Genomic DNA, 13,915 nt, shown 5'->3' on the forward strand with positions numbered 1-13,915 from the left:
GAAACCGACGCCGAGCAGAAAGACGCCGACATGGAGTCCGGAAATGGCGAGAATGTGGGTAAGTCCGAGCTCCGCGAACCCGGCGTACAGCTCCGGGTCGAGCTGCTCGCGCACCCCGAGCACCAGTCCGTTCATGTAGCCGGATTGCCTGCCGGAAAACAGCGATTCCATCCGCCCGGCAAGCGACTCGCGCAGCCGGTCCATGGCGCGCAGCACGGTCAGCCCCGCGCCGCCGCCCCGGCCGAGCGGCTCCAGGCTGTCCGCCGACTTCGCTTCCAGCAACCAATGAATCCGGTGTCTGTACAGGTAGGCGCGGTAATTGAATCCGCCGAAATTGACGGCTTCGCCGGGCCGTTCCAGCACGCCGGAGACGGCGGCACGGTCGCCCCGCCGCCATCGGGAAGCCGTCTCAAGTTCGGCTTCTTCCTTGAGCCGGATGCGCACCTGCACCCGTTCGCCGCGCAGCTTCCGGGGCTCCCCTCCGCCGAAAGCGGCAGATTCGAGCCTGGCGCGGAACATGACGCGGTCGCCGTCAATCCGGGGAACGGAATCGATGGTCAGCACGGCTTCGACGGCGGCGGGCGGTTCACCCGACTCGGCGGCTTCGGCCAGTTCGGCCAGCTCGGTCACGTTGCGCTCGTCGGTCCAGACGCGGTGAACAGCGGCAAGCGCGTACGCGAGCGCGCAGGCGGCGGCCGTCCTCGGGCCGATCCTGCGCGCCAGCGCGAGGGCGGCCAGCGTGGCCGCAAGCGACAGGCCGGCCATCAGCACGCCCGCGCGCCCGAACGTCGCGGCCGACGCGCCGCCCGCGATCCAGCATGCCGCGAATGCGGCAAGCGGCCTCCGGAACATGGCTTCTCCCTCCCTTGCCAAAGAAAAAACCTCCGTGCGTGATTCACACGCACGGAGGTGCTTCCTCCGGACGATTCCGTTCAATTGTCGTCGATGCCGCCCGCGGCCTGCGCCGGCGGTTCATAGGACGCCAGCGGCCGGAAGATGATGCCTTTCTGGCTCATCAGGCGGCTGACTTTGTCCGCGTCCTTCGGATAGGGGCGATGGTAGACGATCTCGGTGACGCCGCTGTTCGCCAGCATGTTGGCGCATGTCCAGCACGGCTGATCGGTGACGTACACCGTCGAACCTTCGCGGTCGATCCGGTCGGTGAACAGCAGCAGATTCTGCTCCGCATGGATCGTCCGGATGCAGCGCTCCTTCTTGACGACCCGCTCCTCGCCGTCCACGATCTCGACCTCGTATTGTTCGGCGATCATGCAGCCCGCCTCCGAGCAGTCCGGAACGCCCATCGGCGCACCGTTGTAGGCGGTGCCGAGCAGTTTCTTGCCCTGCACCAGCACGGCGCCCACCCGGCGCCGCAGGCATCGCGATCTCGTCGACACCATGTAGGCGATATCCATGAAATAGGTATCCCAATCTTTGCGCACGATAGCGGTTTGCGACATCGTTTGCACCGATCCTTTCGCGTCCGGTTTCCCCGCCTTGCATCTGTCCCCCATTGTCTCATATCCGCCAAATTGCGGCAACAGGCTGCAGCCGGTCTGCGGCGCGGGACTTCCGCAGGCCGGCCGGCATGCCGGCAGCGGCTCCCGGCCTAGCCGCCCGTCGCATGCTGCCTTGCCTCGATCGCTTCCCGCAGCCGTTCCAGCAGTTTCGGCCCGATGCCCTTCACCCGGGCAAGATCGTCAATGCTGCGGAACGGGCCGTTCCGCTCCCGGTCTTCGACGATCGCCTGCGCCTTCGCCGGACCGATGCCCGGCAGCTCGTCCCATTCCGCCGCCGTCGCGCGGTTGATGTCAAAACCGGCGGAACCGGCCGGAGCGACGGCCGCATGCTCCGCGCCGGCTTCATCCGGGCGATCCGCCGCCGCTGCCTCATTCAGGTCCGCCGCGGTCTCATCCGGTCCGCCGGCGGGTTCCGCTTCGCCCTCGCCGGTTTGACCGGCTGTCGGGGGGCCGGCGTCGCCTCCGGCCGCATCGTCGCTTGCCGAAACGGCCAACCGGTCGTTCACGGGCTGCCAGCCGGGCGGAAGCCGCTCCGGCTTCTCGTGCTTGAACGCTCCCCACAGCAGCCCGGCGGCCAGCAGCAGCAGTCCGGCGGCGCCGAACATCCGCGGCTGAGTCAACGATTGCATTTTCCTGTCGACCTCCTTCGTATTGTGTGTCATGTCGGACAATCGGGCGGGCATAGGTTGATTAGAGCAGGCATTTATCGAAACGGCTTATCGTTCTAAGCAAATCGGATGCGCCCGTCCAAAAGGACGGAGCCGGCCGTTTACTGATTTCGGACGGGAGGGTTCAATGGTGAATGTCGGGTTTATCGGAACGGGCAGCATGGGCGGCATGCTGGTGGAAGCGTTCATCCGATCCGGGGCGCTGCCGCCGGAATGCATTGCGGTGGCGAATCGGACGCCCGCCAAGGCGGAGCGGCTCGCCCTCCGCTACCCGGGTGTGCGCGCCGTCCGCTCGAACGCGGAAGCCGCCGCCGGCCGCGACCTCGTCTTCCTGTGCGTCAAACCGCTCGATTTCAAGCCGGTCATCGACGAAATAAGGGCCAGCGTGCAGCCGGAACAGCTGATCGTCTCGATCACCAGTCCAGTGCTTCTGGCCCATCTGGAAGAATGGCTTCCCTGCCGGGTCGCCAAAGTGATTCCCAGTATTACGAACATGGCGCTCAGCGGCGTGACGCTCTGCATCTACGGCAGCCGCATCGAGCCGGAACAAATGGCGATGCTGGAAGGGCTGCTGTCGCACATCAGCCAGCCGATCCGCATCGACGAGAAATATACGCGCGTTGTCTCCGATCTGTCGAGCTGCGGGCCCGCCTTCATGGCGTTCGTCCTGCAGCGCTTCGTCGACGCCGCGGTCGAGGAGACGGGCATCGGCCGGGAAGAAGCCGAGCGGCTGGCCGCCGGCATGCTGCTCGGCACGGGGCGGCTGCTGACCGCCGAAGGACTCTCGGCCGAGGAACTGATCCGCCGGGTGTGCGTGCCGGGCGGCATCACCGCCGCCGCGCTGAAACAGCTCGACTCGGAGCTGGACGGCGTCTTCAACCGGCTCATCCGGACGACGCACGCCAAGTTCCGGGAAGATCTGGCGAAAGTCGATCAGTCTTTCGCCGTGAAGCATTGATCCGCCCGGCCGGTCAGCCCGCGACGATGTTGACGAGCTTGCCCTTGACGACGATGATCTTGCGCACCGTCTTGCCGGCCGTCAGTTCCTGCACCCGGGCGCTTTCCTTCGCCAGCCGTTCGAGCTCGTCTTCCGGCGCGTCCGCCGCCACCTTGACGCGGTCGACGATCTTGCCGTTCACCTGAACGACAATCTCGATCTCCTGGTCGACGGTCCAGGCTTCATCATATTCCGGCCACGGCTCGTAGGTGATCGTGTCGGAATGCCCCATCCGCTCCCACAATTCTTCCGCGATATGCGGCGCGATCGGCGAGAGCAGCTGGAGGAAGTCGTTCATCGCCTTGCGCGGCAGACGCTCCGCCTTGTAAGCGTCATTCACGAAGATCATGAGCTGGCTGATCGCCGTGTTGAAGCGGAGGTTCTCGTAGTCCTCCGTCACTTTCTTGATCGTCCGGTGCCAGGTGCGCTTGAACGCATCATCCGCGTCGCCATCGGCGATTTTCGGATTGAGTTTGCCGTTTTCGCCGACGTAGAGCCGCCATACGCGGGAGAGGAAGCGGTAGGTGCCCTCGACGCCGTTCGTGTTCCACGGCTTCGTCGCCTCGAGCGGTCCCATGAACATCTCGTACATGCGGAGCGTGTCGGCGCCGTACTCGTTTACGATGTCGTCCGGGTTGATGACGTTGCCGCGCGATTTGCTCATTTTTTCGTTGTTCGTGCCGAGGATCATGCCCTGGTTCACGAGTTTCTGGAACGGTTCCTTCGTCGAAACGACGCCGATGTCGTAAAGCACCTTGTGCCAGAACCGCGCGTAGAGCAGGTGGAGCACCGCATGCTCGGCGCCGCCGATGTAGAGGTCGACCGGCAGCCAGTACTTCTCCTTCTCCTTCGAAACCAGTTCCTTGTCGTTGTGCGGGTCGATGTAGCGCAGGTAGTACCAGCAGCTGCCCGCCCATTGCGGCATCGTGTTCGTCTCGCGGCGCGCCTTGAGTCCCGTCTCCGGATCGACCGTATTGACCCAGTCCGTCGCGTTGGCCAGCGGCGATTCCCCCGTGCCCGACGGCTTGATCTCGTCGAGATCCGGCAGAAGCAGCGGCAAGTCCTCTTCCGGTACCGGCTTCATCGTGCCGTCTTCGAGATGGAGAATCGGAATCGGCTCGCCCCAGTAGCGCTGACGGCTGAACAGCCAGTCGCGCAGACGGTACGTCGTCTTGGCGCGGCCTTTGCCTTCCCGTTCGAGCCACTCGATCATCTTCGCTTTCGCTTCTTCATTATGCAAGCCATCGAGCAGCCCCGAGTTCACGTGCGGACCGTCGCCGGTGAACGCTTCCTTCGTCACGTCGCCGCCCCGGACCACTTCGATGATCGGCAGATCGTACTTCTTCGCGAATTCCCAGTCGCGCTGGTCGTGGGCCGGAACGGCCATGATCGCGCCCGTGCCGTAGCCGCCGAGCACATAATCGGCGATCCAAACCGGAAGCTTCGCGCCGTTCACGGGATTGACCGCGTACGCGCCGGTGAAGACGCCCGTCTTCTCCTTCGCGAGATCGGTCCGTTCGAGGTCGCTCTTGCGCGCCGCCGCTTCGCGGTAGGCTTCGACGGCCTCACGCTGCGCTTCGGTCGTAATTTTGTCGACCAGTTCGTGCTCCGGAGCGAGCACGCAGTAGGTTGCGCCGAACAGCGTGTCCGGGCGGGTCGTGAAGACGGTGATCGACGCGTCGTGTCCGTCGATCGCGAACGTCACTTCGGCGCCCTGCGATTTGCCGATCCAGTTCCGCTGCATTTCCTTGATGCTCTCGGGCCAATCCAGTTCCTCGAGATCTTCAAGCAGCCGCTCGGCGTACTCGGTAATCTTCAGCATCCACTGGCGCATCGGCTTGCGGATGACCGGATGGCCGCCGCGTTCGCTGACGCCGTTGATGACTTCCTCGTTCGCCAGCACCGTGCCGAGCGCCGGACACCAGTTCACCGGCACTTCGGCGACATAGGCGAGGCCTTTCTTGTACAGTTGGAGGAAAATCCACTGCGTCCATTTGTAATATTCCGGGTCGGTCGTGCTGATCTCGCGGTCCCAGTCGTACGAGAAGCCGAGCGACTTGATCTGCCGGCGGAAATTGTTGATGTTCTGCTCCGTGAAGCCGCGCGGATGCTCGCCCGTGTTCAGCGCGTGCTGCTCGGCCGGGAGACCGAACGCGTCCCAGCCCATCGGGTGGAGGACGTTGTAGCCGCGCATTCTCTTGTACCGGGCGACGATGTCGGTTGCCGTGTACCCTTCCGGATGGCCGACGTGCAGCCCCGATCCCGAAGGATACGGGAACATGTCGAGCGCGTAGAATTTCGGCTTGCTCGTGTCGTCATGCGTCTTGAACGTCTTGTTCTTCTCCCAGTACGCCTGCCATTTCGGCTCGATCGTCCGGGGATCGTAACCGTGCTGTCTCTCTTCCTTGCCCATCTCGCTAGCGTCTCCTTCCGTTGTTGACCGCCTTGAACTTAAAAAAAGCCTTCGTCCATAGCGCATCTGCCAGGGACGAGAGGCTTCTCCCGCGGTACCACCCTAGTTGACAGCCGGCGTGCTTCGCCGCTGTCCACTCGAGGCCCTTAACGCGGGCCGTACGGCATCGCTGTCGGCGCGGGATTGCGCCGGTTCACGAATGCGGCTCCGAGGCGAGTTCGCGCGCCCACCGGTCCGGCTTGCACCAGCCGCCGGCTCTCTTCTTCCGGTGCGAATCGCACTACTGCTCCTCTTCACAGCCATAATCTGGTCATGAAACGGTTATCCCGATTATAGGGCAGCCGGCCGCGCGTGTCAAGTTTGGTCGACGTCCCGGCCGACCGCGGAGACCGGACGGGCAGCCGTTTGTCGGGCGCTTGGCAAGCCGGCGGTCCGTGTGTTATGATGGGAACAGATGTTCGTATTTTGATCTGGAGGCGGACATGCGACCGAACGTGGAACCGATGGCTGCGAAAACGATCTTGAACCGGGTGCGCGTCCCCGCCATGCCGTTCGACTGGTCGATCAATCCGTACCGCGGCTGCCAGCACGGCTGCAGCTTCTGCTACGCCCGAAGCACGCACACGTTCCTGGGACAGCCGGCGGACGACACGTTCCAGCGCCATATTTACTGGAAAGCGGGAGCACCGGACATTCTCCGGAGGCAGCTGGCCCGCCTGGCGCGGCAGGGCAGGCTGCCGGACCATGTGGCGATCGGCACGGCGACGGATCCCTATCAGCCGCTGGAAGCGAAGGCGATGCTCACGAGAGGGTGCATCGAGGCGCTGGCCGATTACGGCGTTCCGTTCAGCGTGACGACGCGCTCGCCGCTCGTGCTGCGCGACCTGGACATCCTGCGCCGGGCAAGGGTGCTGTCGGTCAACATCAGCCTGCATACGCTGGATGCGCAGGTCTGGCGGCGGTTTGAGCCGGCCAGCCCGGCGCCGCGGCGCAGGCTGGAGACGATCGGCCGGCTGGCCGACGCCGGCGTTCCGGTTACGGTGTTCGCGGCGCCGATGCTGCCGTACTTGACCGATTCCCGCGAAACCGCGGCGGAATTGGCCGAAGCATGCAAGAGCCGCGGAGCGGACCGGGCGATGATCGATTTCCTGCGGCTGCAGGCGCCGGAAGTGAAGCAGTGGTTCTTCGGCGTGCTGCAACAGCACTATCCGAAGCTGGCGCCGGTTTACGGCAATTTGTATTACCGCAGGGCGGGCTTGCCGGAGAGCTACGTCCGCCCGGCGCGCGAACGGGTGGAGGCGGAGTTTCGCCGCCTCGGCCTGATCGGCCCGGGGGCCCCGAAGCGGAAGCCGGCGGATAACCGAACCGGACGGGATGCGGCAGGCGCTGTGACGGAAGGCGGATTGGCGGCGGGCGGCCGGGCCGGACAAGCGATGGAGGCCGGGTTGCCGGCGAACGGATCGGGGCCTGGAGCGGACGGGTTTGCATCCGGGCCGTTCGGGGATCCCGCGGCCGGCTCCGGCTGCGTTCCATTGCAGTTGACGCTGTTTTGAGGGGGGAGTCACGCGGTTCGGATAGAGGTTGTGGTCTGGAGGCGCGGTGTGCATGTCACGATGCGGCCGCGAATCTTCTATTACGGCTGATCGGGCCGGAAACCGCGAAACAGAAGAAAAAAATTCGCTTATTTTGGTAAAAACCGCCGAAATCGGACGATTTCCCGATAATAAGCGAAGCAAATGCTTTTATTCAAGCTGTAAATACGCAATTCAGCAAAATAAATGCCAATTTTTCGTTATTCTGCCGTTCCCATGACAGCCGCGGTTCTTGCCGCACCCATCAGCTGCGGCAACAGCCGCCAACGCCATTACACCGTTGCCGCAAAGAACAGCCGCTCGGCGTTGTCGTCCGGCCGCTCCAGCTTGAAGTCGGCGTACATCTCGACATGCGAGAAGCCGGCCCGCATCAGCGCGCCGCGGATCCACTCCGGTTCATAGGCGCGTTGGACGTGCGTCTCCTCGAACCGGACAAACCGGCCGTCCTCGCCGTCGCGGGCGAAGATGGTCAGATGATGCTCGATTTCCCGCCTGTCCGGCGTGTATTCGCTCGTCCAGATGTAGGCGATATCGCGCTCGTCGAGCGTGAACGGCTGCTCTTCCGCATACCGCTCGAGCTGCCGCGGCGCGTGGACGTCGAACAGGAACAGGCCGCCGTCCTTCAGCCCCCGCCGCGTCGCGCGGAACGCCGCCTCCACATCTTCCTCTTCCAGCAGGTAATTGATGCAGTCGCAGAAGGACAGCACCGTGTCCACCCGCTCCGGCAGCTCCCAGTCTCGCATGTCCTGCTGCAGCCAGCGGATCGAGCCGTCGCCCGAGTACCGCTGCGGCTGCGCGTCCCATTTGCTGCGCGCCACGGCCAGCATTTCGGCCGACAGATCAATGCCGAAGACGCGAAATCCCGATTTGGCGAGCGGGATCGCGATGTTGCCCGTGCCGCAGCCGAGATCGACGACCGTCTCCGGAATGCCGGTCCGTTCCCAGCATTGCCGGGCGAACCGGAGCCATTCCGGATAGGGCATGTCTTCCATCAACCGGTCATAGACCGATGCGAATTGTCTGTAGGCCCGCATACAGGCTCCTTCCGATTCAGCCGTACCGCAAGAAACGCTCAGGAGCAGAAAGCGCAGGCGGCTTCCTCCGCCGGGATGGCGTCTTCCGCACTGGAATCGCTTATTCCCGCGGGAATTGCGTCGCCGATGTCACCGCGCCCGCATTGCCAGGGCAATCGCCCGCCGCCTCCTCCGCCCCAGTCCCGCGGCTTACGGCTGATCCTGTTGTTCGTTCAGGTAAGTCCAGCTTCCTTCCTGCCGCACGATGCCTTCGCGCATCAGCTTGCCGAGCGCCCGCTTGAACGCCGCCTTGCTGATGCCGAATTTGCGCTGGATGACATCGGGCGGCGTCTCGTCGGAATACGGCATCGCTCCCGTATTCCGGCTGCGCAAATATTCCAGAATGCGCCCGGCGTCCTCTTCTCGTCCGATCTCCTTGCGCGGCCGCATCGACAGGTTGATGCGGCCGTCTTCCCGGACGAACGTGACGCGCGCCTCGAACGCTTCGCCGAGCCGCAGCGGCCGCGTCTGTTCGCTGCTCGGGATCAGACCGAGCACACCGGCGCGCAACGCCTCCCCGTCCACGAACACGAACGCGCCGACTTTCGCGTGCCGCGTCACCCAGCCGCGCACCGTCCGGTTGAACCAGGCGGCCGGCGCGGGAACGGCCAGTTGCTGCAGATCGGCTTCCTCCGCCAATTCGGCGATGATCCGCCCCGACTTGTCATGCGCCATCCGGACGAACAGCTCGTCGCCCGGACGCGGCCTGAGCTCCCGTTCCCGCGGCAGCTCCGCGTTCGGCAAAAGCAGCTGCCGGCCGAGCCCCATCTCGAGGAAGCAGCCGTAGCGCGGATGCACGTCGGCCGCTTTCAGCCTGGCGATCCCGCCGAGCTGGAGCAGCGGCTTGCGCGTCGTCGCGGTCAGCCGGTCAAGCGTGTCGTGGAACAGGAACACTTCCACGACATCGCCGGGATTCGGCCTTTCCCCGACAATCTCGCCGTATGGCAGCAGCACGGTGCGCTCGCCGTCCGAGAGGATGAATCCGTTCGGCGGCGCCTCGCGCACCGTCTCGAGGCGGACGGTCGTCCCGGCCGTCAGGCTCATGCGAACTCCACGACTTTCGCGTCCGACCAGAGCCGCTCGAGGTTGTAGTACTCGCGTTCGTCGCGATGGAAGACGTGGGCGATGACGTCGCCGAGATCGATGAGCACCCAGCGGGCGGCCTCCAGTCCTTCGATGCCGTGCACCGTAACACCCCGCTCCTCCGCACGCTTGCGGATCTCGCCGGCGATCGCCTGCACCTGCGTATCCGAGTTGCCGTGGCAGATGATGAAATAGTCGGCGACGAGCGAAATGCCTTTCAATCCAAGCGCGACAATGCGGTGCGCCTTCTTCTCTTCCGCCGCGTCCACGACGAGCTGCATCAATTCATCGGCTTGCATCAACCGTTATCGGCCTCCTTGTCGAGAAGTCGGATCAAATCGTTGCGCGCCATTACGGTCAGCGGGTAGATCAGCCGGCCATTGGCGAGCAGGAAAGAAATCGTCGAATCGAAACCAAGGACGAGCGCGCGATCCAGACTGCGTCCGGCTTCCTCCCGGATCCGGTCCACGCCCGGAAAATCGCGTCCCGGCTCCATGTAATCGGCCAGACAGACCACCTTGTCCAGCAACGTCATGCCGACGCGTCCGGACGTGTGCCAGCGGATCGCGTCCAGCACCTCCGGGTCCTCTATGCCGTAATTGCGCCTCGCGACATGGGCGCCGACGTGGGCGTGCCAGAGCTGCGGATCGTACTCGAGCAGATCGCCGGCTTCGCCGCTCTCGATCAACGCTCGTTTCTGGTCTTCAATCTTCCAGTACTTGGCGACATCGTGCAGGATGGCGGCGAGTTCGGCTTTCGCCGGATCCGCGCCGTACCGTTCCGCGAGGCGGACCGCCGTTTCCATGACCCCCGCGGTGTGCGCCCAGCGCCGCTCGGGCATCTGCGTCCGGACGCGCTCCATGATCGCGTTACGATCCATACAGACCCTTCCTTACGATAAAATCATGCACGCCGTCGGGGACAAGATACCGGACCGACCGGCCTTCCCGCCTCAAGGCCCGGATGGCCGACGAGGAAATGTCGAGCTGCGGCATCGGGATGATGCGCACCCGGCCGCGCAAGCTTTCCGGCAGACTGCCGATATCGACAGGATGCCCCGGCCGCGAGACGCCGATGAATGCGACGGACGCCGCCAGCTCGTCAATCCGGTGCCAGCGCGGCAAATCATTCACCCGGTCCCCTCCGATAATATACGCAAACGAGCAGCCGGGACAGCGCGCGCTCAGTTCATGCACCGTGTCGATCGAATAGGATATTCCCGGACGGCGGAGTTCAAGATCAAGCGCCTTGAAAGCCGGATGGCCGGCGATCGCAAGGCGCACCATTTCCAGCCGATCCTCGCCCGATGCGGACGGCGCGCCCGATTTGAGCGGCGGCGTCCGGCTCGGGATGAACCAGACTTCATCCAGGCCGCACTGCTCCCTGGCCGTCTCGGCGGCCAGCAAATGTCCGATATGAATCGGATCGAACGTGCCGCCCATCAGCCCAACGCGCTTCATCGCTACACAAGGCTCCTTCGGCCGGCTGCCCGTCAAGGTCGGGGCAGCTCGATCTTCTTGTGATCCTTCGACTCCCGGTACAGCACGATCGTCTTGCCGATCACCTGCACCAGTTCGGCGCCCGCGCGCTCCGCAATCTCGGCGCCGATCTCCTTCGGATCGCCTTCCTGATTGTTCAGGACCGATACTTTGATGAGTTCCCGCGCTTCGAGCGCCTCCGATACATGGCGGATCAAGTGCTCGTTGATCCCGCCCTTGCCGACCTGGAAGATCGGGTTCAATGGATGGGCGAGCGCGCGGAGAAAACGTTTCTGTTTACCTGTCAGCACGAATGGATCTACCTGCTTTCCTGCAAATGGCATCGTGGGCGCGTTCCGCTATTGTCCGAGCGCCCGGATGACGGTCTCCCGCATGGCGGCGACGGGGGCGGCCTGTCCCGTCCAATATTCGAAGGCATAGGCGCCCTGATAGATGAACATCCCGAGTCCGCCGTGCGTGCGGCATCCCGCCCGCTCCGCCTCCTCGAGAAAACGCGTCCGCATCGGGTTGTAGACGATGTCGCTCGCGACGGCGCCCGGCTTCATCCAAGACGCGTCGATACCGAGCGGCAGCTCATCCGTGTTCGGCGACATGCCGGCGGACGTCGTGTTGATGACGATGTCGGCGTCCGCGCACGCCTCGCGCAGATCGTCCGGCCCGAGCGCCGCCTTCGGCACATCGGCCGGCAGTGCCTGCGCCAGCGCCTCCGCGCGCGCCGCGGTCCGGTTCACGACCGCGATGTGCGCCGGCTTCTCCAGCGCCAACGCATGGAGAATGCCCCGCGCCGCGCCGCCCGCGCCGAGCACGACGATGCGCCGGCCGGAAAGTTCCGCGCCCGCCTCTTCCTTCAGCGAGCGGACATAGCCGATGCCGTCGGTGTTGTATCCGATCAGCTTGTCTTCCCGGCGGACGACCGTATTGACCGCCCCCGCCGCTTCGGCCGTCGGATCGATCTCGTCGAGATGCGCCATGATCGCCGTCTTGTGCGGTATCGTCACGTTGAAGCCGCCCATGCCCATCGCCCGCGCGCCTTCGGCGAAGGCGGCCAGCCGTTCCGCCGTGACATGGAACGCGAGATAGACCGCGTTGACGCCGGTTTCCCGGAACGCGCGGCTGAGCATGACCGGCGATTTCGAATGGCGGATCGGGTCGCCGATGACGCCGTACAGCACCGTATGGCTGTCGATGGCCGGCCCCGCTTCCGCCGCTGTCGTCTGATTCATCGCTGACAACCTCTCCCTGGCCCGCGCGAAACCGGGCAGAATCAAATCATCGCTTCGCGCAGGATGACATGCACGCCTTTCGGCGCGTAGACTTCGACGAACGCGCCGGCCGGGCTGTTCGCGCGGATCCAGCCGAGTCCGGAAATGCTGATGTCGGTCCGGCTTCCGGGCGGAATGCGCAGCGAGTGCCGCGTCCACGGCGAAATGGCATCCAGTTCATCGGCATTCGGCGGAGCGAGCAGCTCGCCCTTGTGCTCCGCGTACACTTCATCCGCCCGCTCGAGCTTCGTCCGATGGACATACAGCGAAGGCGAGACATAGAGCGTGAACGATTGCGGCTCGCCGCGCACGAAATCGAAACGGGCAAGCGCGCCGAAGAACAGCGTCTGCCGCTCGTTCAGCTGATAGACGAGCGGCTTCAGCGGTTTCTCGGGCAGAAGCCGCTGCAGCACGCCCTTCGGAACCGTTTCGGTCAGCCGGTACGGGTAGACGATGCCCGGCGTGTCGATGATGTACCGGCCGTCGTCCAGCGGTATGCGGATCTGGTCGAGCGTCGTTCCCGGATAGCGGGATACGGTGAGCTCCCGGTCCAGATCGCTGTAGTCCCGGATGAGCCGGTTGATCAGCGTCGACTTGCCGACATTCGTCGCGCCGACGACATAGATATCGCGGCCGCCGCGGAGCGCCTGGATCGCCTCGATGACGCGATCGAAGCCGGTCCGTTTGGCGGCGCTGCACAGCACGATTTCGGCCGGCTTCAGGCCGAGCAGCTTCGCCTGCCGCTGCACCCAGTTCCGGACCCGGTTCCAGTTCGTCGATTTCGGGAGCAGGTCAATCTTGTTGACGACAAGCAGCACCGGATTGTTGCCGACGAACCGCTGCAGTCCGCTGATGACGCTCCCTTCGAAATCAAACAGGTCGACGATATGGACGACAAGACTGTCCGTCCCGGCAATGCCGGAAAGCATGCGCAGAAAATCGTCCTGGTCGACCGCCACGTGCGTCACGTCATTGTAATGCCGGATGCGGAAACAGCGCCGGCAAATCGCATCTTCGCGCCCGAGCGCCTGCTCCGGCACGTATCCGGGCTTGTCCGGCGACTCGGACTGCAGCCGGACGCCGCAGCCGGAACAGACCGGCGCGCCCGTTGTCGCATCGCTTGCTGTCACTGCCGATCCTCCTTGGGCCATAATCCTTTGCGCGTCAGTCTGCGGTGCGCAGCCCGCTCGATGAGCCGATTGACACGGGTAAAGACGCTTTCGTCCGCCGGCGCGATCGGCTTGACCAGAATGGCCCGCAGCCCCATCCGATTCGCGCCGAGCACATCGGTGAGCATCTGGTCGCCGATGACGACGGTCTGTTCGGGCGCAAGGCCGAGCAGATCCAGCGCTTTCCGGAACGATGTGCTCACCGGTTTGCGGGCGCTGAAAATATAAGGTATGCCGTGCGGTTCCGCGAATCGGGACACCCGCGCCCGCCGGTTGTTCGATACGATAATGATCCGAAAGCCAAGGGAGCGGACTTGCGCCAGCCATTCGGCCAGCTCCGGCGTCGCCGACGGCACGCGGGCGCCGACCAGCGTGTTGTCGAGATCGCAAATGATGCCGGATATGCCCTCCGCCTGAAGTTTCTCCAGATCGATATCGTAGATCGTTCCCGCCACCTGATGCGGGAGCAGCCATTCCAGCATAGTCTATGCTCCTTGTATCGTGTTCCTGGTGCCGTACCCTCAGCTTATGCCAAAACTATATCATACACGGGAAAAAGTTTGCAAAAACAGCGCGGCGGCTGTCAGTGTCAAGCTAGCGTGGGCAGTCATTTAAGATGCTTGGAACGCGAACCCCGAA

At 64.2% G+C, this 13,915-nt stretch carries 15 protein-coding genes and 1 other annotated feature; of the genes, 2 read left to right on the plus strand and 13 right to left on the minus strand.

Going from position 1 to position 13,915, the window contains the following annotated elements:
* From KJQ12_RS19060 to KJQ12_RS19070, 3 genes are all read right to left on the minus strand, one after another.
* Window positions 1-852, minus strand: an 852-nt coding sequence (locus KJQ12_RS19060; RefSeq protein WP_213487013.1) for a ComEC/Rec2 family competence protein, incomplete at its 3' end; no start/stop codon positions are given.
* Between the two features lie 80 nt (window positions 853-932).
* Window positions 933-1,460, minus strand: coding sequence for a deoxycytidylate deaminase (locus tag KJQ12_RS19065; protein WP_213487014.1), 528 nt, complete (start codon window positions 1,458-1,460; stop codon window positions 933-935).
* A gap of 149 nt (window positions 1,461-1,609) precedes the next feature.
* Window positions 1,610-2,149 carry a ComEA family DNA-binding protein gene (locus tag KJQ12_RS19070; protein WP_213487015.1) on the minus strand — a complete coding sequence of 180 codons (540 nt, stop codon included), beginning with the start codon at window positions 2,147-2,149 and terminating at the stop codon, window positions 1,610-1,612.
* Window positions 2,150-2,318: 169 nt separating this feature from the next.
* On the opposite strand from KJQ12_RS19070, the gene comER reads away from it, so the two are divergent.
* Window positions 2,319-3,146 (plus strand): late competence protein ComER, encoded by an 828-nt coding sequence (gene comER / locus KJQ12_RS19075; RefSeq protein ID WP_213487016.1) that lies wholly within the window; start codon window positions 2,319-2,321, stop codon window positions 3,144-3,146.
* A gap of 13 nt (window positions 3,147-3,159) precedes the next feature.
* Here the strand turns inward: comER and leuS are convergent, their stop codons facing one another.
* The gene (leuS, locus tag KJQ12_RS19080; RefSeq protein WP_213487017.1) at window positions 3,160-5,598 is read right to left on the minus strand and encodes a leucine--tRNA ligase; all 2,439 of its coding nucleotides are present in this window, start codon (window positions 5,596-5,598) and stop codon (window positions 3,160-3,162) included.
* A gap of 68 nt (window positions 5,599-5,666) precedes the next feature.
* Window positions 5,667-5,904: a binding site (T-box leader), on the minus strand.
* A 176-nt stretch (window positions 5,905-6,080) separates the two neighbouring features.
* Between leuS and KJQ12_RS19085 the strand changes: the two genes are divergently transcribed.
* Complete coding sequence (locus KJQ12_RS19085; RefSeq protein WP_244860695.1) at window positions 6,081-7,151, plus strand: SPL family radical SAM protein; 1,071 nt, start codon at window positions 6,081-6,083, stop codon at window positions 7,149-7,151.
* Between the two features lie 311 nt (window positions 7,152-7,462).
* Here the strand turns inward: KJQ12_RS19085 and KJQ12_RS19090 are convergent, their stop codons facing one another.
* The 9 genes from KJQ12_RS19090 to KJQ12_RS19130 form a co-directional block, all read right to left on the minus strand.
* Entirely contained in the window at window positions 7,463-8,224 is a 762-nt protein-coding gene (locus KJQ12_RS19090) for a class I SAM-dependent DNA methyltransferase (protein WP_213487018.1), read from the minus strand.
* A 189-nt stretch (window positions 8,225-8,413) separates the two neighbouring features.
* On the minus strand, window positions 8,414-9,307 hold the full coding sequence (locus tag KJQ12_RS19095) for a CvfB family protein (protein ID WP_015255276.1): 894 nt from the start codon (window positions 9,305-9,307) through the stop codon (window positions 8,414-8,416).
* On the minus strand, window positions 9,304-9,645 hold the full coding sequence (rsfS, locus tag KJQ12_RS19100) for a ribosome silencing factor (protein WP_041853889.1): 342 nt from the start codon (window positions 9,643-9,645) through the stop codon (window positions 9,304-9,306). The genes KJQ12_RS19095 and rsfS overlap by 4 nt, the downstream gene beginning before the upstream one ends.
* Window positions 9,645-10,226, minus strand: coding sequence for a bis(5'-nucleosyl)-tetraphosphatase (symmetrical) YqeK (gene yqeK, locus KJQ12_RS19105; protein WP_213487020.1), 582 nt, complete (start codon window positions 10,224-10,226; stop codon window positions 9,645-9,647). Before yqeK ends, rsfS begins: the two co-directional genes overlap by 1 nt.
* A complete protein-coding gene (gene nadD / locus KJQ12_RS19110; protein WP_213487022.1) occupies window positions 10,216-10,806 on the minus strand; it encodes a nicotinate-nucleotide adenylyltransferase in 591 nt (196 codons plus the stop codon). The genes yqeK and nadD overlap by 11 nt, the downstream gene beginning before the upstream one ends.
* 32 nt (window positions 10,807-10,838) lie before the next feature.
* A complete protein-coding gene (gene yhbY / locus KJQ12_RS19115; protein WP_213487026.1) occupies window positions 10,839-11,135 on the minus strand; it encodes a ribosome assembly RNA-binding protein YhbY in 297 nt (98 codons plus the stop codon).
* A gap of 48 nt (window positions 11,136-11,183) precedes the next feature.
* Window positions 11,184-12,068, minus strand: a complete 885-nt coding sequence (gene aroE / locus KJQ12_RS19120; protein ID WP_015255281.1) for a shikimate dehydrogenase — start codon at window positions 12,066-12,068, stop codon at window positions 11,184-11,186.
* Between the two features lie 41 nt (window positions 12,069-12,109).
* On the minus strand, window positions 12,110-13,237 hold the full coding sequence (yqeH, locus tag KJQ12_RS19125; protein WP_244860696.1) for a ribosome biogenesis GTPase YqeH: 1,128 nt from the start codon (window positions 13,235-13,237) through the stop codon (window positions 12,110-12,112).
* Window positions 13,234-13,758 carry a YqeG family HAD IIIA-type phosphatase gene (locus tag KJQ12_RS19130; protein ID WP_015255283.1) on the minus strand — a complete coding sequence of 175 codons (525 nt, stop codon included), beginning with the start codon at window positions 13,756-13,758 and terminating at the stop codon, window positions 13,234-13,236. The genes yqeH and KJQ12_RS19130 overlap by 4 nt, the downstream gene beginning before the upstream one ends.
* Window positions 13,759-13,915: the final 157 nt, after the last annotated feature.

The organism is Thermobacillus xylanilyticus (assembly GCF_907165215.1).
GTDB lineage: Bacteria > Bacillota > Bacilli > Paenibacillales > Paenibacillaceae > Thermobacillus > Thermobacillus xylanilyticus.